Below are 18,726 nucleotides of genomic sequence, written 5' to 3'. Positions count from 1 at the left end.
CCGCCCTTTCCTCGTTTGACCAAACAGCCAAATCCACCGGCCTGCCACCCAAGGCCAGATAAGAAAGCCAAACGGAGCCCGGATATGACTTCCGAACCGGAAAAAAAGAAACCAATTTGGCGCCGGTATTTCCTGTGGGGAATGCCCGTGGCCGGAATAGCCGTGGCCTTTGTCGCGGGCATCGTCTTTTGGGGCGGGTTCAACACCGCCATGGAAGCCACCAACACAAAGGAATTCTGTGTCTCGTGCCACGAGATGCGTGATTTCGTCTATGAGGAATACACCGGCACGATCCACGACGTGAACCGGTCTGGCGTGGGCGCGGTCTGTTCCGACTGCCACGTTCCCAAGGACTGGACCCACAAGATGATCCGCAAGATCAAGGCGTCCAAAGAGCTGTATGGCAAGCTGGTCGGCACCATCAACACCCGCGAAAAGTTTGAAGCCAAGCGCGTACATCTGGCGATGAATGAATGGGAGCGGATGAAATCCACGGACTCACGTGAATGCCGCAACTGCCACGATTTTGAATCGATGATGCCCGAGTTCCAGAAACCGCGCGCACGTCAGCAGCACCTGAATGCGATGGAGATCGGCCAGACCTGTATCGATTGTCACAAGGGGATCGCCCACTCGGACGCCCGTGATCGGGCCGATGAGGACTATCTGGAAAAGCTTGAGGCACCCAACCCGGCCTTCATTCGTGAAATCCCGCAGGAATACCTAACCAGCCTTGCGAAGATCGAAGCCAAGGAAGCTGCCGAAGCCGAGGCTGAAAAAGCAGCCAAAACCGCCCAGCAAGAGGCCGTTCAGGCACAGATCGCGGCCGCCGTAGACGCAGCCGTCGCCGAAGAACGCGCCAAGGCAAACGGCGAAGAAGCCGCAGCACCGGCAGGCGGCGGCAGTGATGTTGGCAGCAGCGTCGACTGGAATGCCGTTGCAAGCGCCGATCTGAAACTGTTCTACCCCGGGCAAGCCTCTTTTGAGTGGGTGCAGAACGGCAAGTTCCACGGCGGGGCCCGTCCCCTGACCAAGGGCGGCGATCAATGCTCGACCTGTCACGCCAAAGAACTGGATACGATCGGCAACAAGATCGTTGCGGGCGGTGATCTGGAACCAACCCCGATCCCCGGCAAACGTGGTGTGATCGATGCGACCTTGCAGGCCGCGCATGATGACGAGAACCTTTATATTCGCATGCAATGGCCGGATGCAGGCCATAACCCTGCCCCCTTCGTCGATGGCGGCAAGATGGACCCCGACAACCAGATCAAGGTCGCAATGATGATCACCGGTACCGGGATCGAGTTGGGCGATCAGGTAGGCTGCTGGGCCTCGTGCCACGCAGACAACAGCTATATGCCATTTGATCCGGGCGCTGACGCGATTGCCGCCAATGGGGATATCGCAGGCCGCCTGAGCACTCAGGACACAGTGACCAAATACATCAGCGAAAGCCGGACCGAGGTCGAAGTCAAAGGTCGCCGCGGCAAGGCATTGGGTGGCTGGGACAAGTTGGAGGCCGAGGCGCAGATCCAGCAATACTTGGACGATGGCACTTATCTGGACCTGATGCGTGTCTATGCTGATGGCAGCGCCTCCAACGGTTATCTGTTGGAACAGCGCGTGGTCAATGACGGAGAAATTGCCGCCTCGGCCAATCTGTCCGGTGGCGTGTGGACCGTCGTCTTCTCGCGGCCACTGAACTCGGGTGCGCCCGGCGACGTGCCGCTGGAACCGGGTCAGACCTATACGGTGGGCTTTGCCATTCATGATGACTTTGCCGCCGCGCGGTTCCACCACGTTACGCTGAACACCAGCCTGGCGCTGGACGACGACAGCGCCAACATCAACGTGGTCAAACAATAACGGATAGGGGCCGGAAAACCCGGCCCCCGCCCTTTTTTGGAAAGGAGAGATGGATCATGAAACCCTACTGCCTTCTTCCTGCACTTCTACTTCTCGCCCCACCCGTCTTGGCGGATGAAACCGCCGAGATTTGCGCCGAGGCTGAGCAACGCTATGTCGACTTGTTCGGGCAACCTTCGTCAGCCGTCGAAGACGCCGAAGTGGTGCTGATGTACAAATACAATTTCTGCCCCGGTCAGTTGACCGTGAAAGCAGGAACGACAGTGCGCTGGATGAACGTGGACAAACGCACCAGTCACAGTGTGCTGCTGAAAGGCGGCAGCGAACCCGAAAGCGACCGTTTGTTCCCTGAGGAATCCGTTGATCTGACATTCCTTACTCCAGGCCCGCAGGAATACCTGTGCGGGCCGCATTGGGAAACGCAGAACATGATCGGAATGATCACCGTAGAACCCTGAGCCGAGGTAAAAAATACAGGCAAGTCAAAGGAGCGCGGGCGCAAATCCCGCGCTCCTTAACTTTAGTCAAGGAAGCCGCGAGCAGAATCCGCCAACCTGTTCTCATGACACGCCCGGTTCGCCCAGCAACGTCCCTTTTCGCAGGCAAACCCGGGCTCGGAAGACATTCAGACCAAGCGAGTTTGCACATGAGCGGTAAGGTTTTTCTGATTGGCGCCGGCCCCGGCGACCCCGAACTCATGACCCTGCGTGCCTTGCGCATGCTGCAAGAGGCCGACGTGGTCGTCTATGACCGGCTGGTTTCGGACGACATCCTTGCCCTGCATGCCGAAAAGGCGCGGCTGATTCCGGTCGGAAAGGCCCCTAAATGCCATACCGTACCGCAAGATCGCATCAATGAGATTCTGTTGGAAGAGGCCCGCGCCGGTCACACCGTTGCACGGCTGAAAGGCGGCGACCCGATGATCTTTGGCCGTGGCTCGGAAGAAGCGGCGTATCTTGTGGCCCATGGCGTCACGGTCGAGTACGCACCCGGCATCACGGCCGCGCAGGGGGCATCCTGTTCGACCGGCGTACCGCTGACCCATCGCGGGCTGGCAACCTCGGTCCAATATGTCACTGGCCACCGGCAGGAAGACAAGGTGCTGGACCTGGATTGGAAGCGGTTGGCCGATCCCGACTCGACGTTGGTCGTCTACATGGGCGTAGCCAACATTGGCCAAATCGCCATGGGGCTGATGACCGAGAACCTGCCCGGATCGACCCCCGTGCTGGCTGTCAGCAAAGCCACCACACGGGCCGAACGTCGAATCGTGTCCCGGTTGGACAGGCTGGCCACCGACGTGCGCAGCGCTGCACTTGAGGCACCCACTTTGTTTATCATCGGACAGGTGGTTTCGCTGTATGCCGAACGTTCGGTGGCCGAATTGATGGAACAAGCGCATGGCTAGGCTAGGTCACCGGACTGTTGCGCCTGGCAGGCAGAGCAGCCAACCGTTGACTTCGGTTCTGCTGGCCGGCGCGGTTGTGATCGCCACCTCGGCATTTGCCGCCGACACCTTGAACCCCGACGCCCTGAGACGGCTTGTCCATCAGGATTGCGGGTCGTGCCATGGGCTGTCGCTGAAGGGTGGCCTTGGTCCCGATCTTCGGTCCCAAACGCTGCAACACTATGATCCGGACGTGTTGACCGGCGTCATTCTCGATGGGATTCCCGACACGGCAATGCCCCCCTGGCGCCCCCTTATTACCGAGGAAGAGGCCGAATGGATCGCCCGTTACCTGCTGCAACAGGAGGCACAATGAAACAGCTTATTCTTGGCCTTGCCGCCACCCTGATAATGACCTCGGCGCATGCTGAACCAACCGCCACTGGTGATCTTGGTCTTGTGATCGAACGCGCCAAGGGTTCGGTCCTGTTGGTAGATCAATCCGACCGGGCCGCGCTGGCGCGGATCGAAGGGCTGGGCGATCTGTCCCATGCCTCGCTGGTCTATTCGCCCGACGAACGCTTTGCTTATGTGTTCGGGCGCGATGGCGGGCTGACCAAAGTCGATATCGTCACCCGACAGATCGTGAACCGCGTCGTACAGGCCGGTAACGCAATTGGTGGCGCAATTTCAGACGACGGACAGCTAGTCGCCGTGTCGAACTATGAACCCGGCGGCGTCCGTGTGTTCGACGCCAATACGCTTGAGTTGGTCGCAGATATCCCAACGGGTAGCAAAACAATCGGTCTGGTCGACGCGCCGGGCCGCAGGTTCGTCTTCACCATGTGGGACTCTGGCGAAACCTGGATTGCCGATTTCGCGAGAGGCACGCCCGAGATCACCAAGATCCCCGATATGGGCAAAAACCCCTATGACGCGCTGATCACTGCCAATGGCCGCACCTATATCACTGGCCTTTTTGGCGAGGACGGGCTGACCGCGCTGGATCTCTGGGCCGAGGCCCCGGAACCGATCCGCGTCCTACCGGATTACGGGCGCGGGCAAGAAGAAATGCCTGTCTACAAGATGCCCCACCTGGAAGGTTGGGCGCTGACAGGCCGCGAATTCGTTCTACCCGCCGTGGGCCATCACGAGGTTCTTTGGATCGATGCCGACACTTTGACCGAAACCGGACGCACACAGACCCACGGTCAGCCGGTCTTTGCCATGGCCCGGCCCGACGGGCGGCAAGTCTGGGTGAATTTCGCCCATCCGCTGAACGATACGATTCAAGTGATCGACAGCGTCACCAAGGACATCATCCACGAATTCAAACCCGGTCCAGCCGTACTGCATATGGAATTCACCCCGCGTGGGCACGAGGTCTGGATCAGCGTGCGCGATGCCAACAAGGTCATGGTCTATGACACGCAAACCTTTGAAAAGCTACGCGAGATTGAAGCGGACAGCCCATCAGGCATCTTCTTCACGGCACGTGCGCACAGAACGGGGCTTTGAGACGATGGATCACATCACTGACCCGATCGACTGTCGCTTGCTGGACGAGTTTCAGCGCGATTTTCCCATAACCGACCATCCGTTTGAGGTACTTGGCGCAGCGTTGGGTCTGGACGAGGCCGAGGTCATCGATCGCCTGACCCGGATGCGCGCAACCGGTCGGATCACGCGGGTGGGTGCGACGATTGCACCGGGGGCAGTATCGGCCAGCACCCTGGCCGCCGTTGCCGCCCCCGAGGAACAGTTGGAAGAAATCGCCGCCCTGATCGACTCAGAACCCGGAGTGAACCACAATTACCAGCGCGAGGATACGTGGAACCTGTGGTTCGTGACCACCGGGCCGGACCGGGTGCATGTGAACGATACCCTTGCCAGGATCGCCCGACGTACTGGGCTGCGGGTACTGGACCTGCGGCTGGTACGCCCATTCAATGTCGATCTTGGTTTTCGAATGTCGGGCAATTCCCGCAATGTGCCCGGCCCCCGCAAGGTGGATCGCTCGGCCATGCGGGACGGCGACCGCGCCCTGCTACAGGCGCTCAGTTCCGGCTTAGAACTGGTCGCGGAACCCTATACCGCGCTGGCTCGATCAATGAACCGTTCCACGCCCGAGGTTCTGGCGCGGATCAAGGCGCTGCACGATGCCGGCATCATCTCGCGCCTCGGTGTCATCGTACGTCACCGGGCGCTGGGTTGGTCGGCCAATGCGATGGTGGTTTGGGACATGCCCGCCAGTCAGATCGACACCGCCGGCCCGGCGCTGGCCGCACATACTGGCGTGACCCTGTGCTATGAACGTAACCCGGTCGAGGACGTCTGGCCTTACCGCCTGTATTCCATGATTCACGCCCGCTCGCGCAGCGAGGCGCAAGAAGTTCTGTCCGGCGCCGTTGCCCTGCCGGAACTGGCCGGTGCGCGCCACAAAGTTTTGTTTTCGACCCGCTGTTTCAAACAGACCGGCGCATTGATCCAACCAAAAGAGGCCGCCGCATGAGACTGGACGAAACCGACCGTGCAATCCTGAACCGAATGCAGGACGACCTGCCGTTGATCCCTCATCCTTATGCCGCGATTGCCACCGAACTTGGCATTCCGGAAAGCGAATTGCTGCGCCGCCTCAGCCGCATGAAAGAGGAACGCATCATCACCCGCTTCGGTCCGTTTTTCGACGCGGCCGCCATGGGGGGTGCGTTCTGTCTGTGCGCCATGGCGGTGCCGGTCGAAAATTTCGAAACCGTCCTGACCAAAGTCAATGCGCACGCGGAGGTTGCCCATAATTATGAACGTACGCACCGGCTGAACATGTGGTTCGTACTGGCCACCGAAACGCCCGAGGGGATCGAGGCCACCGCTGATGCGATCGAACGGGAAACGGGGATCGAGGTTCTCCGTTTCCCCAAATTGCAGGAATTCTTCATCGGCTTCCGGGTAGCGGCATGATCGACGCAAAAGACAGAGAGATTATCGAGGCGCTGCAAGGCGGCCTGCCCCTAGTGCCCGCGCCCTATGCGCGGGTGGCCGAGCGTCTTGGCATGGACGAAGACGCGTTGCTGTTCCGCCTGGCTGAACTGAAATCGCGCGGCGTTATCCGTCGCATTGCCGCTGCTCCTAATCACTACAAACTGGGCATGACCTCGAACGGCATGACCGTGTGGGATGTGCAAAACGACCGTGTGACTGAACTGGGCACCCAGATCGGCGCGCTGCCCTTTGTCACCCACTGCTATGAACGCCCCCGCGCCCTGCCCGACTGGCCTTACAATTTGTTTGCCATGGTTCACGGCGCGGACCGTGACGAGGTCGAAGAAAAGCGCGCCGAGATCACAGCCATTCTCGGCGGTGCCTGTCGGGCCAAAGACATCCTCTATTCCACGCGCATTCTGAAAAAGACCGGGCTGCGCCTGAAAGCGAAAGGCTGAAACATGTTCCGCCTGACCGAATACATGCACCAACTCGTCACCCCGACCCCGGTGCGCAAACGCCGCCCCGGACCGGTGAAACCGGTGGTGATCTGGAACCTGACGCGGCGCTGCAATCTGAAATGCCGCCATTGCTACACCGTCTCGGCGGATGTTGCGTTCCCCGGTGAGCTCAGCCACGAGCAAGCCATGGTAACCCTTGAGGATCTGGGCCAATTTCGCGTCCCGGCCCTGATCCTCTCGGGTGGGGAACCGCTGGACCGGTTTGATTTCTTCGACATTGCCAAACGCGCCCGCGATCTGGTGCCGATGCTGGCGCTGTCGACCAACGGCACGCGGATTTACGATGAAACCGCTGATATGATTGCCGATGTGGGATTCAACTATGTCGGCATTTCCCTAGACGGGATCGGGGCCACAAATGACTGGTTCCGCGGCGTTGAAGGCGCCTTTGCCGACGCTTTGCGCGGTGTGCGCGAGTGTAAGAAACGTGGGATCAAAGTGGGCCTGCGATTTTGCCTGACAGAAGGCACTCAGCATCACCTGCCCGACCTGCTGCAACTGTGCGATGACGAAGGGGTCGACAAGTTCTACCTGTCGCATCTGGTCTATGCTGGGCGTGGCGACAAGAACCGGGGCGAAGATGCTGAACACCTGCGCACCCGTAACGGGCTGGACCTGCTGCTGGAGCGCGCGTGGGAGGCCGCCTCCGGCGGGCGCCCGCTGGACATTGTGACCGGCAATAATGATGCAGATGCGGGGTACTTCCTGAACTGGGTGCGCACGCATTTCGATGCCGATAAGGCCGCTCATGTGCGCGAACATCTCGCCGCGTGGGGCGGGAATTCCAGCGGGTTGGGCGTGGCCAATATCGACAATCTGGGGCGCGTGCATCCCGATACGTATTGGTCCGACTACACGGTCGGCAACGTGAAGACCAAACCGTTCTCAGAGCTGTGGGCCAGCGAGGACCAGATGCTCTCTATGCTGCGCACCCGACCACGTCCGCTGAAAGGGCGCTGCGGGGCCTGCCAATTAAAGGACTTCTGTGGCGGCAATACTCGTATCCGGGCTTTGCAGGTGACCGGCGATCCCTGGGCCGAAGATCCGGCCTGCTATCTTTCTAATCAAGAAATCGGCGTGGATGACGCGGGCGAACGCCTTAAGGTCACGCCGTTCCGGGGGAAACGTCATGATCCGGCACATCAGTTCTTTTGACACGCTGAAAATAGGCACGCTCTGCTCGCTGCTGCTGGCTGGTTCAGCATGGGCCGACGCCCCGTCGGACTATGCCGAACACTGCGCCTCGTGCCATGGCGAGAACCGTTTAGGCGGTGTTGGCCCGGCCCTGATCCCCGAGACGCTGAAGCGCATGCGCGGCCCGCGTGTGGCCGCCGTGATTGCCGAGGGGCGTACAGCCACTCAGATGCCCGCCTTTTCGCATGAACTCGACGCCTTGCAGATCGAAGAACTGGCGGGTTGGCTGAAATCCCCGCTGGAAACCAACCCCGAATGGGGCGAGGCCGAGATCATGGCCAGCCGTACGCTGGACGCAGAATACAGCCCGGTCGATGCTCCCGTCTGGGACAGCGACCCGATGAACATCACGCTGGCCGTCGAAACCGGCGATCACCACGTGAGCGTGTTGGACGGTGATACGTTTGAAGTATTGGATCGGTTCGAAACTCCGTTCGCCGTCCACGGAGGCCCGAAGTTCAGCCCCGACGGGCGCTATGTTTTCATCATGTCGCGCGATGGTTGGGTTCAGAAATACGATATCTGGGCTCTGAAACAGGTGGGCCGCGTGCGCGCGGGGCTGAACAGCCGCAACATCGCCATGTCAGGTGATGGAAAATGGGTAGCCGTCGCCAATTACCTGCCCAACAGCCTGACCCTGCTGTCGACCAGCGACCTTTCGGTCGCCAAGGTCATCGAGATCAAAAGCAAAAAGGGCAATCCCAGCCGCGTTTCTGCCGTTTATCAGGCCCCGCCACGCGAAAGCTTTGTGCTGGCCCTGAAAGACGTTCCCGAGATTTGGGAGGTCTTCTATGGCGACAACCCACCTCAGTTCGGACTGGGTCACGATTTCCGTATCGAGGGGCAGTTCAAGAACCCAAATCCCTTCCCGGTTCGCAAGATCACCACGCCTGACTATCTGGACGACTTCTTTTTCGACCAAAGCTATGAATACGTCATGGGTGCCTCGCGCGACGGCAAGGGCGGGCAGGTTATTGATCTGGTCATCGGTCAGAAAGTGGCTGATCTAGACCTGCCAGGTATGCCGCATCTGGGATCAGGCATCACGTGGCGGTACGGCGATACAACCGTGATGGCCACGCCGCACCTGACCGACGGCACCGTGTCTGTGATCGACATGCAGACATGGGAAACGGTCAAACGGATCAAGACCGAAGGGCCGGGTTTCTTCATGCGCAGTCATGAGAATTCTCCTTACGTCTGGGCCGATGTGTTCTTTGGGCCCAACAAGGATGCGATGCACGTAATCGATAAGCAAAGCCTTGAAATCGTAAAGACTTTACGCCCAGCGCCAGGCAAAACCGTGGCCCATGTCGAGTTCACCAAGGATGGGCGCCATGCACTGGTATCGATCTGGGAAGATGATGGTGCCGTGATCGTCTATGACGCGCAAACTCTGGAAGAGGTTCGCCGCTTGCCCATGCGCAAACCTTCGGGGAAATATAATGTCTGGAACAAAATCACCTTCTCGGAAGGTACCAGCCACTGAGGGCAAATGGCCGGTCTGGAAACTGGCCATCCTGCTCTACCCCGCCACGGCACTAACCGTGGCCATCAACCTGTTTCTGGCGGGTCTGGTTGCCAATGGCATGGGGCTTGGCGTGATCGCACCTGTAAGCGCAATCCTGTGGTCGATCCCGCTGGGCTTGCCCGCATCCTGGCTGGCCGGGCGCTGGTTGCGCGGGTTGATGGATGAAGCCGACGATTAGTCACAAATTTCGGATACCTGACCTAAGTCAAGTATCCGTCTGAGAGAATCCCGTAGGACAAAGGAAAGAACGCCGAGTTGGATTCTCCATGTCTGCCCCAGTCCCACTGCACACACTGTCTGTCCGCGCTTTACGCGCGGCGTGCGCCATGGCAGGCACCCTTCTTTTGCTGTTGCAACTGCTTAGTCCGGCGCTGGCGAGTCCCGGACGAAGCATGTGGGTTGAGATCTGCTCGGAGGCAGGCGCGGTCTGGGTTCAAGTGGACCTCGAAGAAGGGACCGAAGACCCAACCGCGCCCTGCCCGAAATGCGCCGACTGTGCCTTGTGCGCCGTCACCGCTGCGGCACCCCTGCCAAACCTGCCGGAACTGAAATCGGACGGGATTGTTCAGGTCGCTCGCTGCGATGACCGCAACCTGGTCAATTACTACCAAGTTAGGCGGTTATGGCCCGAAACCAGAGGCCCCCCGCACGCGCCCCAAGAAACATCCGAACGCGCCCCGCGCGCGTCCATGGCGTCAATCCAAGTATCCGGAGGTGCGCCGTGGTCGTAAGTCGCGCAACCCATATCCTGCTGGCCTTTGTCCTGTCCTGCCTGATGGCGATCAGCGCCCATGCCGACAGCCTTGCCAGCTTCCTGCCCGAGATTGAGCCCTCTGACCTTGCCCCCGGTGCCGATGCCTTTGGCCCGGTGCGCGATGACGTGCCTGTTGCCCCGGTTCTGAAGGGGGGCGAAACCGTCGCCTGGGCTTTCCTGACTTCGGATTTCGTGGGCACCACCGGCTATTCGGGCAAACCCATCCATGTGGTTGCCGCAATAAACGCGGATGCCGTGCTGACCGGTGTGCAACTGGTCAAACACTCGGAACCCATCGTACTGATCGGCATTCCCAATTCGCGCATGGTCGAGCTGACCGAAGGCTACACCGGTCTGGACCTGAAACACGAGGCCGCAACGGGTGGTGAGGGGCATGACCTCGACATCATCTCGGGTGCCACCGTGACCATCATGGTGATCGACGACAGCCTTGTGCGCGGCGGTATCAAAGTGGCCCGCGCGCTGGGTTTAGGTGGGCTGTCGCCATTACAGGCCGACGGGCCGAAACGCGAAGTCGATATGGCTAAGAACGCCATCTATGACTGGACCACCCTGTCGGGTGACGGCTCGATCCGGCGGCTGACGCTGGATGTCGGTCAGGTCAACGCCGCTTTTGAAGCTACCGGAGATCAGCGCGCCATCAAACGCCCGGAACCGGGCGAACCGGATGACACGTTTATCGATATGCATATGGCGTTGGTCTCGGTTCCCTCGATCGGGAAATCCCTGCTGGGTGAAGCCGAGTATCAAAACCTGGTCGAGTGGCTGGACGACGGCGAACAGGCCATTCTGGTACTGGGGCGCGGGGCTTACAGCTTCAAAGGCTCAGGCTATGTGCGCGGTGGGATCTTCGACCGGATTCAGCTGATCCAAGGCGACAATTCGGTCCGGTTCTTTGACAAGCAACAAGAGCGCCTAGGCAAGGTTGCGGCCGCTGATGCGCCCAGCTTCACCGAACTGGATATCTTTAAAATCCCAGCCGAGGCGGAGTTTGATCCCGCCGAGCCGTTCCGCCTGCAACTGCTGGTACAGCGGGCCGTGGGCGCAGTTGAGAAAACCTTCCTGACTTTCGATCTGGGCTACAAACTACCCGAGCAGTACCTACTGCCCGTAACCGCCCCAACCGTTGTTGACGACGCCACCGGCGAGGCCGCCGCCAAAGCCGCCCTGTGGAAGCGCATCTGGAAGGACCGCACAGTCGAAATTGGCGTCCTTGGCGTCATGCTGCTGGTCCTGACGGCGACGTTCTTCTTCCAGTTCCACGTGACGATGAACGCGAGGGTCTTCTATTGGTTCCGCATCGGCTACCTGACCATGACCCTGTTCTTCATCGGCTGGTACGCCAATGCGCAGCTGAGTGTGGTGAACCTGATGGCACTGGCTGGCAGCCTGCGGACCGGGTTCAGCTGGGACGCCTTCCTGCTGGATCCGCTGGTCTTCATCCAATGGTTCGCGGTCGCCGCCGCGCTGCTGTTCTGGGGGCGTGGGGCCTATTGCGGCTGGCTGTGCCCGTTTGGCGCGCTGCAGGAGTTGACCAACAAGATCGCTCGTGCGCTGAAAGTGCCGCAATGGACCCTTCCCTGGGGTCTGAACGAACGGCTTTGGCCCGCGAAATACATGATCTTCCTGGGTCTTTTCGGCCTCAGCTTCGTCTCGATCCCGCTGGCCGAAACATATGCCGAGATTGAGCCCTTCAAGACTGCCATCATTCTGAAATTTATGCGCGACTGGCCGTTTGTGGTCTTTGCGCTGACCCTGCTGGGGATCGGGCTGTTCATCGAACGGTTCTACTGCCGCTACCTCTGCCCGCTGGGCGGAGCGCTGGCGATCCCCGCCCGTATCCGCATGTTTGACTGGCTGCGCCGCTACAAGGAATGCGGCACCCCCTGTCAGACCTGCGCCAACGAATGCCCCGTTCAGGCAATCCACCCCACCGGTGAGATCAATCCGAACGAGTGCGTCACCTGCCTGCATTGTCAGGTGCTCTACCAGTCCGAGGACAAATGTCCCGTCGTTATCCGCCAACTGAAACGGCGGGCCAAGACAGGGTCGGTCGACCTCAAGACCCCCCTCGGACAGCCACCGGCGAACCATCCGAACGCCAAACCGCAATCCGTTTCCTAAAAAAGGAGGAACGAACATGTCGGAACATGACAACAAGCTGAACATCACACGCCGTGGGATGCTAGGTGCAACCGCAACTGGCGCGGTGCTGGCCGGGACCGGTCTGGGCTCGACCCTGATGACCGCGAAGCAAGCCAGCGCTGCGGCCAACGCCAACCTGCAGCCCGGTGAGTTGGACGAATATTACGGTTTCTGGTCCTCAGGTCAGACCGGCGAGCTGCGCATCCTGGGCTTCCCGTCCATGCGCGAGTTGATGCGCGTGCCAGTGTTCAACCGCTGCTCGGCCACCGGCTGGGGTCAGACCAATGAATCGTTGAAAATCATGACCGACGGCCTGCTGCCTGAAACCAAAGAGTTTCTCGCCAAGCGTGGCATGAAAACCTATGACAACGGCGACCTGCACCACCCGCATATGTCGTTCACCGATGGCACCTACGATGGCCGCTACCTGTTCATGAACGACAAGGCCAACACCCGTGTCGCTCGTGTGCGCTGTGACGTCATGAAATGCGACAAGATCACCGAGATCCCGAACGCCAAGGCGATCCACGGTCTGCGACCGCAGAAATTCCCGCGCACCGGTTATGTCTTTGCCAATGGTGAAGATGAAACTCCGCTGGTCAATGATGGCAGCGTGCTGGACGATCCGTCGCAATACGTGAACATCTTTACCGCGCTGGACGGCGACACCATGGAAGTGGCATGGCAGGTGATGGTGTCGGGCAACCTCGACAACACCGACTGCGACTATCAGGGCAAATACGCCTATTCGACCTCCTACAACTCGGAAATGGGTATGAACCTGGCCGAGATGACCGAGAACGAGCTGGACCACGTGGTTGTTTTCAACATCGCAGAAATCGAGGCGGGTATCGAAGCCGGTGACTATCAGGAGCTGAAAGGAGTCAAGGTTCTGGACGGCCGTAAGGGTCAGAACAAGAAGTACACCCGTTACATTCCGATCCCGAACTCGCCGCATGGCATCAACACCGCGCCCGACGGCAAGCACGTCTGCATCAACGGTAAGCTGTCGCCGACCGTGTCGATCATGGACGTCACCAAACTGGACGCCTTGTTCGAAAGTGATGCCGACCCGCGGTCCTGCATCGTGGGTGAGCCGCAACTGGGTCTTGGCCCGCTTCACACCGCCTATGACGGCCAGGGCAACGCGTTCACCACGCTGTTCCTGGACAGCCAGATCGTGAAGTGGAACATCGAAAAGGCAATCGAGGCTTACGGCGGTGCCGATGTGGATCCGATCATCTCGAAGGTCGACGTGCACTATCAGCCGGGCCACAACTCGACCTCCATGGGTGAAACCAAGGATGCCGACGGAAAGTGGCTGATTTCGATGAACAAGTTCTCGAAAGACCGCTTCCTGAACGTGGGTCCGCTGAAGCCCGAGAACGAGCAGTTGATCGACATCTCGTCCAACGAGATGAAAGTGGTTCACGACGGTCCGACCTTTGCCGAGCCGCATGACTCGATCATCGTTCGCAGCGACATCGTCAACCCGGTAAACGTCTGGGACCGCGCCGATGTTACATGGGAAGACGCCCGCAAACAGGCCGAGGCCGATGGCATTGATCTGGAAGAAGGCGCCGAAGAACCCATCCGGGACGGCAACAAGGTGCGGGTCTACATGACATCGCAGGCTCCAACCTTCAGCCTTGAGAAGTTCACCGTCAAACAGGGAGACGAGGTGACGGTCTACATCACCAACCTGGATGACGTTGACGACGTGACCCACGGCTTCTGCCTGGGCAACTACGGCATCGCAATGGAAGTTGCACCGCTGGCAACTGCCTCGGTCACCTTCACAGCCGACCGTCCGGGCGTACACTGGTTCTATTGCCAGTGGTTCTGCCACGCACTGCACATGGAAATGCGCGGTCGGATGTTGGTCGAACCGCAGGGAGCATAACCCATGCGTTGGCCTCTGCTCATACCGCTCCTGCTTGGCTCGCCCCTATGGGCGGCGGACTGGGATGTGCCCAATCGGGCGGGGGCCATCAATGAAATACTGGCGCAGGCGGCGGATGGGGACACCCTCCGCCTGAGCCCCGGTGTTTACACCGAAACGCTTGTGCTGGACCGGCCCGTCACCATCGATGGGCTGGGACAAGCCACCATTGACGGCCAGGGCGCGGGAAGCGTCATCACCGTGACCGGACCGAGCGTGACCGTTCGTGGACTGACGGTGATCGGCTCGGGCTCAAGCCATGACGGGATCGACAGCGGCATCCAACTGACCAAAACGGCCAAAGCGCCGGTGGTCGAAGACAATGTGTTGTTGGGCAACCTTTATGGCGTCGACATTCACGGTGCCAAGGACAGCATCGTGCGTGGCAACCGGATCGAAGGTCGGCAGGACCGGCGGATGAATGACCGCGGCAATGGCGTCTACGTCTGGAACGCGCCGGGTGCGCGGGTTGAAGACAACGACATCCGGTACGGGCGCGACGGGATCTTTGTGAACTCGTCGAAAAAGAACACCTTCACTGGCAACCTGTTCCGCGACCTGCGGTTCGCCGTGCATTACATGTATGCGGACAATTCGGTCGTCAGCGACAATGTCTCGATCGGTAATGATCTCGGCTACGCGGTTATGTTCACCACAAACGTGACCGTGGCCAACAACGTGTCCATCGGTGACCGCGAACATGGCGTGATGCTGAACTACGCCAATAAAAGCACCATCACCGGCAATGTGGTGAAAGGTGCCAAGGAAAAATGCACCTTCCTCTATAACTCCAACAAGAACGAATTCACCAACAACTGGTTCCAAGGATGCGGCATCGGCATCCACTTTACCGCTGGCAGCGAACGCAACCGCATCGTTGGCAATTCATTCATCGGGAACCGGACGCAGGTGAAATATGTCTCGACCAAATGGGTCGAGTGGTCCGAAGACGGGCGCGGCAACTACTGGTCCGATTTCGCCGCATATGATGTGGATGGCAACGGCATCGCCGATGCCCCCTATCGCCCCAACGACTCGATGGACCATGTGCTGTGGACCCAACCCTCAGCCAAACTGCTGCTCGGCTCCCCCGCCGTGCAGCTGGTGCGCTGGTCGCAATCTGCCTTCCCGGCCCTGTTGCCGGGCGGCGTGATGGACAGCAACCCATTGATGCAAGCCCCTGAACCCCCAGCTATGAAAAAGGTGCCTCATGACGGATAAGGCCCTAGTTATCGACCATGTCAGCAAGGACCGCGGAAAAACTCGCGTTCTTGACGATATCAACCTGTCTCTTGCCCCCGGACAGCGCGTGGCGCTGCTGGGCCATAACGGCGCGGGCAAGTCGACCCTGATCAAATCCATCCTCGGCCTGACGCCGATCCATGGCGGAGCCATTCGGATCGGAGACGCCACCCCCGGCAGCGAACAAGCGCGGCGCGAGACCGCGTATCTACCCGAGGCGGTGTCGTTTCATCCCGCTTTAACCGGACGGGAACAGCTAACACTGTTTGCGAAATTGTCGGGAACCAAAGCTGATGTGCCCGGCCTGCTGAACCGTGTCGGTCTCAGCGATGCGCTGGATCGCCGGATCGGAACGTATTCCAAAGGGATGCGGCAACGTCTGGGCTTGGCTCAAGTTTTGTTGGGTCAGCCGAAAGTGGCGCTGCTGGATGAGCCCACCTCGGGGCTAGACCCCATTTCGCGGCAAGACCTTTACGCCATCATCGACGAGTTGGCAGCGAAAGGTACCGCCGTCCTGATCGCATCCCACGCCCTGACCGAGGTTGAAGCCCGCACCGACCGCATCGCCATCATGCGGAAAGGCCGGATGGTGGCTGATGATACATTGACCAACCTGTCGGCCCTAGCTGGTCTGCCGATCCGCCTGCGCGTGCGCGCCAGCGCCAACCCCGCAGCGCTGGCCGCGGCATTGGGTGGCGACCGGATCAATGGCGCATCCGTTGAGTTGCTGTGTTCCCCAGATGACAAAATGGAGGCCCTGCGCCGGATCGCCGGAATGGGCGATGCCGTGGCGGATGTGGAAATGACCCCACCCAAGCTGGAAGACCTTTATCGCCACTACGCTCAGGAGGAGATGCAATGACCCGCTTCCTCGCCATTACCCGCACGGAGATGCTGATCCTGCGCCGCAACCGCTGGCTGCTGGTGGCCACCCTGATCATGGTGCTGTTCGCCTTGGCGCTAACCTTTGCAGGCAGCGCGCCTACCGGTACGCTGGGCGTCGATATGCTGACCGTCTCGGTTGCCTCGATGACTACGTTGTCAGTATATCTTGCCCCCTTACTGGCGTTGATGATCGCTTTTGATGCCATCGCAGGTGACGTGGACCGGGGCAGCTTATCGCTGCTGCTATCCTATCCGGCGGGGCGTGGAGAAATCCTGTTGGGCAAATTCACCGCCCATCTGGCCGCACTTGCCTTTGCCATGACCGTCGGCTTTGGCACCGCTGGTGCAGTGGCCGCATGGTTCGGCGGCGCGGGGCCAGAAAGCCTGATGGCATTGCTACGCCTAATCCTCACATCCATCCTGCTGGGCGCCGTGTTCTTGGCGCTGGGTTACCTGCTGTCTGCCCTGGCTAGGGGCGCCACGGCAGCAGCAGGTTTGTCGGCCGGGCTCTGGCTGGTCTTTGTCGTCCTTTATGATCTGGGCTTGTTGGGAGCCGTCGTCATGGACAAGGGCGGCACCTTCACCCAATCCGTCTTTCCGTGGGTGATGGTAGCCAACCCGGCCGACGCATTCCGTTTGTGGAACATCGCCGCGACCGAAGGCGTTGCGATGGCATCCGGCATGACCGGGGCCGCGCAGGCACTGCCCGTCTGGGCCGCTCCTGCCTCCCTGCTGATCTGGCCGGTATTGGGCTTTATCCTCGCCCGCGCCGCGTTTCGGAGGGTCGAGCCATGAAACGTCTTGCTTTGATCGCGTTTGTCGCGCTGGCGGCCTGCAAGGAAGAGATCGCCGAGGCCCCTGATCCAGTGGACCTGACCCCCGATGCGCTAAGCTTTTTCTGCCAGATGAACATCGCTGAACATGGTGGCCCGAAAGGTCAGATCCATCTGGAAGGCTACCCTACACCTCTGTTCTTCGCCCAAGTGCGCGACATGGTGGCCTACCTAAAAAGCCCCGAGCGTGATGCACCCATTGCAGCGGTCTATGTCAGCGATATGGGCGCCGCGCCCAACTGGCAACAGCCGGGTGTTTCCAACTGGATCGCCGCCGAGGGTGCGACCTTTGTGGTCGGAGCCAATGTTGCGGGCGGCATGGGCGCGCGCGAGGTGGTGCCCTTTGCAGACCCGGCTGCCGCTGAAACCTTTATTGGCCAGTACGGTGGCAACCTGCTGCCTCTGTCCGGCATCCCCGACACCGAGGTTCTGGGCCCCGTTGATCTGGACCTGAAACTGGAGACCCCCTCATGACTGCCCTCTCCCGCCGCCGGTTTCTGACCATGTCCGCCGCTTGTGCCGCCTTTCCCGCGGGTGCCAATTCTGCCCCTACGGCTCACTGGCACGGGGTCGCGCTGGGGGCCTCGGCCAGCTTGCGACTTGAGGGGCTGACGGACACACAGGCCGCGCCAATCATTACCGCGGTTGAAGCCGAAGTGAACCGGCTTGAGAACATCTTCAGCCTGTACCGACCGCAATCCGAACTCAGCCGCCTGAACCGCGACGGGCAACTGCCAGCCCCAGCTCCCGAACTGCTGAACGTACTCAGCCTGTGTTCGGCCTTGCACGAGGCCACAGACGGAGTTTTTGATCCTTCAGTTCAACCGCTCTGGTCCGCGCTGGCTAACGGGGCCACCGCGCAAGAGGTCCATTCTGCCCGAAAATCCATTGGATGGTCTCGCGTTTTAATCGGGTCCGACATGATCCGCCTGCCCCAACCCGGTGTTTCAGCACTGACGCTGAACGGTATCGCACAAGGCGCCATTACCGACCGCATCGCGGCTTTGCTGGCCTCGTACGGTCTACGCGATGTATTGGTAAATATGGGGGAAATCGCCGCCCTTGGCCATCGCCAAGACGGGCAAGCCTGGCAAGTCGGACTGGCCGGACCCGGCAGAGAAGTTCTCAAATCCATCGAATTAAGCGATCGTGCCGTTGCAACCTCGGACGCAGGCAACCTCATGCTGACCGATGATCAAGGCCACATCCTGAACCCGCAAGACGAGGTAGCAACGAACCACATAGTATCGGTCTCAGCCCCCAGCGCAGCCATCGCCGACGGGCTGTCCACGGCCTTGTGCGCGTTGCCTGAAACGCGCGTTGACGCCGCGATCAGGTCATTCCCCGAGGCGCGCAAAGAAATGTACATCTGAAAAAACTTCGGTGGTCACCTTAGTAAGCGAGGCCATTGGCTTTCCAATAA

At 60.0% G+C, this 18,726-nt stretch carries 19 protein-coding genes; all 19 read left to right on the top strand.

Translation table 11 applies throughout. The features are described from left to right. Window positions 1–84 precede the first annotated feature (84 nt). The 19 genes from ACR0AJ_RS19235 (at window position 85) to ACR0AJ_RS19145 (ending at window position 18,676) form a co-directional block, all read left to right on the top strand. The gene (locus tag ACR0AJ_RS19235) at window positions 85–1,869 is read left to right on the top strand and encodes a NapC/NirT family cytochrome c (protein ID WP_480647834.1); all 1,785 of its coding nucleotides are present in this window, start codon (window positions 85–87) and stop codon (window positions 1,867–1,869) included. A gap of 56 nt (window positions 1,870–1,925) precedes the next feature. Further along, entirely contained in the window at window positions 1,926–2,327 is a 402-nt protein-coding gene (locus ACR0AJ_RS19230) for a cupredoxin domain-containing protein (protein WP_480647832.1), read from the top strand. Window positions 2,328–2,515: 188 nt separating this feature from the next. Further along, window positions 2,516–3,277 carry a uroporphyrinogen-III C-methyltransferase gene (gene cobA, locus ACR0AJ_RS19225; protein WP_425082366.1) on the top strand — a complete coding sequence of 254 codons (762 nt, stop codon included), beginning with the start codon at window positions 2,516–2,518 and terminating at the stop codon, window positions 3,275–3,277. A gap of 46 nt (window positions 3,278–3,323) precedes the next feature. After that, window positions 3,324–3,632 (top strand): c-type cytochrome, encoded by a 309-nt coding sequence (locus ACR0AJ_RS19220; protein WP_254428531.1) that lies wholly within the window; start codon window positions 3,324–3,326, stop codon window positions 3,630–3,632. Beyond that, window positions 3,629–4,774: a cytochrome D1 domain-containing protein gene (locus ACR0AJ_RS19215; protein WP_480647830.1), complete on the top strand. Its 1,146-nt coding sequence runs from the start codon at window positions 3,629–3,631 to the stop codon at window positions 4,772–4,774. Before ACR0AJ_RS19220 ends, ACR0AJ_RS19215 begins: the two co-directional genes overlap by 4 nt. 4 nt (window positions 4,775–4,778) lie before the next feature. Then, entirely contained in the window at window positions 4,779–5,768 is a 990-nt protein-coding gene (gene ahbB / locus ACR0AJ_RS19210; protein ID WP_480741647.1) for a siroheme decarboxylase subunit beta, read from the top strand. Further along, complete coding sequence (locus ACR0AJ_RS19205) at window positions 5,765–6,214, top strand: Lrp/AsnC family transcriptional regulator (protein WP_480638821.1); 450 nt, start codon at window positions 5,765–5,767, stop codon at window positions 6,212–6,214. The genes ahbB (ACR0AJ_RS19210) and ACR0AJ_RS19205 overlap by 4 nt, the downstream gene beginning before the upstream one ends. After that, window positions 6,211–6,693, top strand: coding sequence for a siroheme decarboxylase subunit beta (gene ahbB / locus ACR0AJ_RS19200; protein ID WP_425082365.1), 483 nt, complete (start codon window positions 6,211–6,213; stop codon window positions 6,691–6,693). The genes ACR0AJ_RS19205 and ahbB (ACR0AJ_RS19200) overlap by 4 nt, the downstream gene beginning before the upstream one ends. 3 nt (window positions 6,694–6,696) lie before the next feature. Further along, window positions 6,697–7,911: a heme d1 biosynthesis radical SAM protein NirJ gene (nirJ, locus tag ACR0AJ_RS19195; protein ID WP_480741646.1), complete on the top strand. Its 1,215-nt coding sequence runs from the start codon at window positions 6,697–6,699 to the stop codon at window positions 7,909–7,911. Next, window positions 7,886–9,439 (top strand): cytochrome D1 domain-containing protein, encoded by a 1,554-nt coding sequence (locus tag ACR0AJ_RS19190; RefSeq protein ID WP_425082363.1) that lies wholly within the window; start codon window positions 7,886–7,888, stop codon window positions 9,437–9,439. Before nirJ ends, ACR0AJ_RS19190 begins: the two co-directional genes overlap by 26 nt. Continuing rightward, window positions 9,396–9,659, top strand: coding sequence for a hypothetical protein (locus ACR0AJ_RS19185; protein ID WP_170350160.1), 264 nt, complete (start codon window positions 9,396–9,398; stop codon window positions 9,657–9,659). Before ACR0AJ_RS19190 ends, ACR0AJ_RS19185 begins: the two co-directional genes overlap by 44 nt. Before the next feature lie 148 nt (window positions 9,660–9,807). Then, window positions 9,808–10,212 (top strand): hypothetical protein, encoded by a 405-nt coding sequence (locus ACR0AJ_RS19180; RefSeq protein WP_480741644.1) that lies wholly within the window; start codon window positions 9,808–9,810, stop codon window positions 10,210–10,212. Between the two features lie 44 nt (window positions 10,213–10,256). Continuing rightward, window positions 10,257–12,380, top strand: a complete 2,124-nt coding sequence (locus tag ACR0AJ_RS19175) for a NosR/NirI family protein (protein WP_174821517.1) — start codon at window positions 10,257–10,259, stop codon at window positions 12,378–12,380. Between the two features lie 16 nt (window positions 12,381–12,396). Next, complete coding sequence (gene nosZ / locus ACR0AJ_RS19170; protein ID WP_170350157.1) at window positions 12,397–14,304, top strand: TAT-dependent nitrous-oxide reductase; 1,908 nt, start codon at window positions 12,397–12,399, stop codon at window positions 14,302–14,304. A 3-nt stretch (window positions 14,305–14,307) separates the two neighbouring features. Next, the gene (locus tag ACR0AJ_RS19165; protein WP_170411825.1) at window positions 14,308–15,564 is read left to right on the top strand and encodes a nitrous oxide reductase family maturation protein NosD; all 1,257 of its coding nucleotides are present in this window, start codon (window positions 14,308–14,310) and stop codon (window positions 15,562–15,564) included. After that, window positions 15,554–16,447, top strand: a complete 894-nt coding sequence (locus ACR0AJ_RS19160; RefSeq protein WP_170411827.1) for an ABC transporter ATP-binding protein — start codon at window positions 15,554–15,556, stop codon at window positions 16,445–16,447. The genes ACR0AJ_RS19165 and ACR0AJ_RS19160 overlap by 11 nt, the downstream gene beginning before the upstream one ends. Further along, window positions 16,444–17,265, top strand: coding sequence for an ABC transporter permease (locus tag ACR0AJ_RS19155; RefSeq protein WP_170350154.1), 822 nt, complete (start codon window positions 16,444–16,446; stop codon window positions 17,263–17,265). Before ACR0AJ_RS19160 ends, ACR0AJ_RS19155 begins: the two co-directional genes overlap by 4 nt. Further along, window positions 17,262–17,777 (top strand): nitrous oxide reductase accessory protein NosL, encoded by a 516-nt coding sequence (locus ACR0AJ_RS19150; protein ID WP_170350153.1) that lies wholly within the window; start codon window positions 17,262–17,264, stop codon window positions 17,775–17,777. Before ACR0AJ_RS19155 ends, ACR0AJ_RS19150 begins: the two co-directional genes overlap by 4 nt. Further along, window positions 17,774–18,676, top strand: coding sequence for an FAD:protein FMN transferase (locus ACR0AJ_RS19145; protein WP_480741641.1), 903 nt, complete (start codon window positions 17,774–17,776; stop codon window positions 18,674–18,676). Before ACR0AJ_RS19150 ends, ACR0AJ_RS19145 begins: the two co-directional genes overlap by 4 nt. Window positions 18,677–18,726 lie beyond the last annotated feature (50 nt).

Source organism: Ruegeria sp. CJ9, assembly GCF_056536625.1.
This window is presented reverse-complemented; position numbering and strand designations above follow the sequence as displayed.

Excerpts from the sequence above, each read along its gene's own strand:
- ACR0AJ_RS19235 (WP_480647834.1), top strand. The coding sequence starts at position 85 with ATGACTTCCGAACCGGAAAAAAAGAAACCAATTTGGCGCCGGTATTTC.
- ACR0AJ_RS19230 (WP_480647832.1), top strand. The coding sequence starts at position 1,926 with ATGAAACCCTACTGCCTTCTTCCTGCACTTCTACTTCTCGCCCCACCC.
- cobA (WP_425082366.1), top strand. The coding sequence starts at position 2,516 with ATGAGCGGTAAGGTTTTTCTGATTGGCGCCGGCCCCGGCGACCCCGAA.
- ACR0AJ_RS19215 (WP_480647830.1), top strand. The coding sequence starts at position 3,629 with ATGAAACAGCTTATTCTTGGCCTTGCCGCCACCCTGATAATGACCTCG.
- ahbB (WP_480741647.1), top strand. The coding sequence starts at position 4,779 with ATGGATCACATCACTGACCCGATCGACTGTCGCTTGCTGGACGAGTTT.
- ACR0AJ_RS19205 (WP_480638821.1), top strand. The coding sequence starts at position 5,765 with ATGAGACTGGACGAAACCGACCGTGCAATCCTGAACCGAATGCAGGAC.
- ahbB (WP_425082365.1), top strand. The coding sequence starts at position 6,211 with ATGATCGACGCAAAAGACAGAGAGATTATCGAGGCGCTGCAAGGCGGC.
- nirJ (WP_480741646.1), top strand. The coding sequence starts at position 6,697 with ATGTTCCGCCTGACCGAATACATGCACCAACTCGTCACCCCGACCCCG.
- ACR0AJ_RS19190 (WP_425082363.1), top strand. The coding sequence starts at position 7,886 with ATGATCCGGCACATCAGTTCTTTTGACACGCTGAAAATAGGCACGCTC.
- ACR0AJ_RS19185 (WP_170350160.1), top strand. The coding sequence starts at position 9,396 with ATGTCTGGAACAAAATCACCTTCTCGGAAGGTACCAGCCACTGAGGGC.
- ACR0AJ_RS19180 (WP_480741644.1), top strand. The coding sequence starts at position 9,808 with ATGGCAGGCACCCTTCTTTTGCTGTTGCAACTGCTTAGTCCGGCGCTG.
- ACR0AJ_RS19175 (WP_174821517.1), top strand. The coding sequence starts at position 10,257 with ATGGCGATCAGCGCCCATGCCGACAGCCTTGCCAGCTTCCTGCCCGAG.
- nosZ (WP_170350157.1), top strand. The coding sequence starts at position 12,397 with ATGTCGGAACATGACAACAAGCTGAACATCACACGCCGTGGGATGCTA.
- ACR0AJ_RS19165 (WP_170411825.1), top strand. The coding sequence starts at position 14,308 with ATGCGTTGGCCTCTGCTCATACCGCTCCTGCTTGGCTCGCCCCTATGG.
- ACR0AJ_RS19160 (WP_170411827.1), top strand. The coding sequence starts at position 15,554 with ATGACGGATAAGGCCCTAGTTATCGACCATGTCAGCAAGGACCGCGGA.
- ACR0AJ_RS19155 (WP_170350154.1), top strand. The coding sequence starts at position 16,444 with ATGACCCGCTTCCTCGCCATTACCCGCACGGAGATGCTGATCCTGCGC.
- ACR0AJ_RS19150 (WP_170350153.1), top strand. The coding sequence starts at position 17,262 with ATGAAACGTCTTGCTTTGATCGCGTTTGTCGCGCTGGCGGCCTGCAAG.
- ACR0AJ_RS19145 (WP_480741641.1), top strand. The coding sequence starts at position 17,774 with ATGACTGCCCTCTCCCGCCGCCGGTTTCTGACCATGTCCGCCGCTTGT.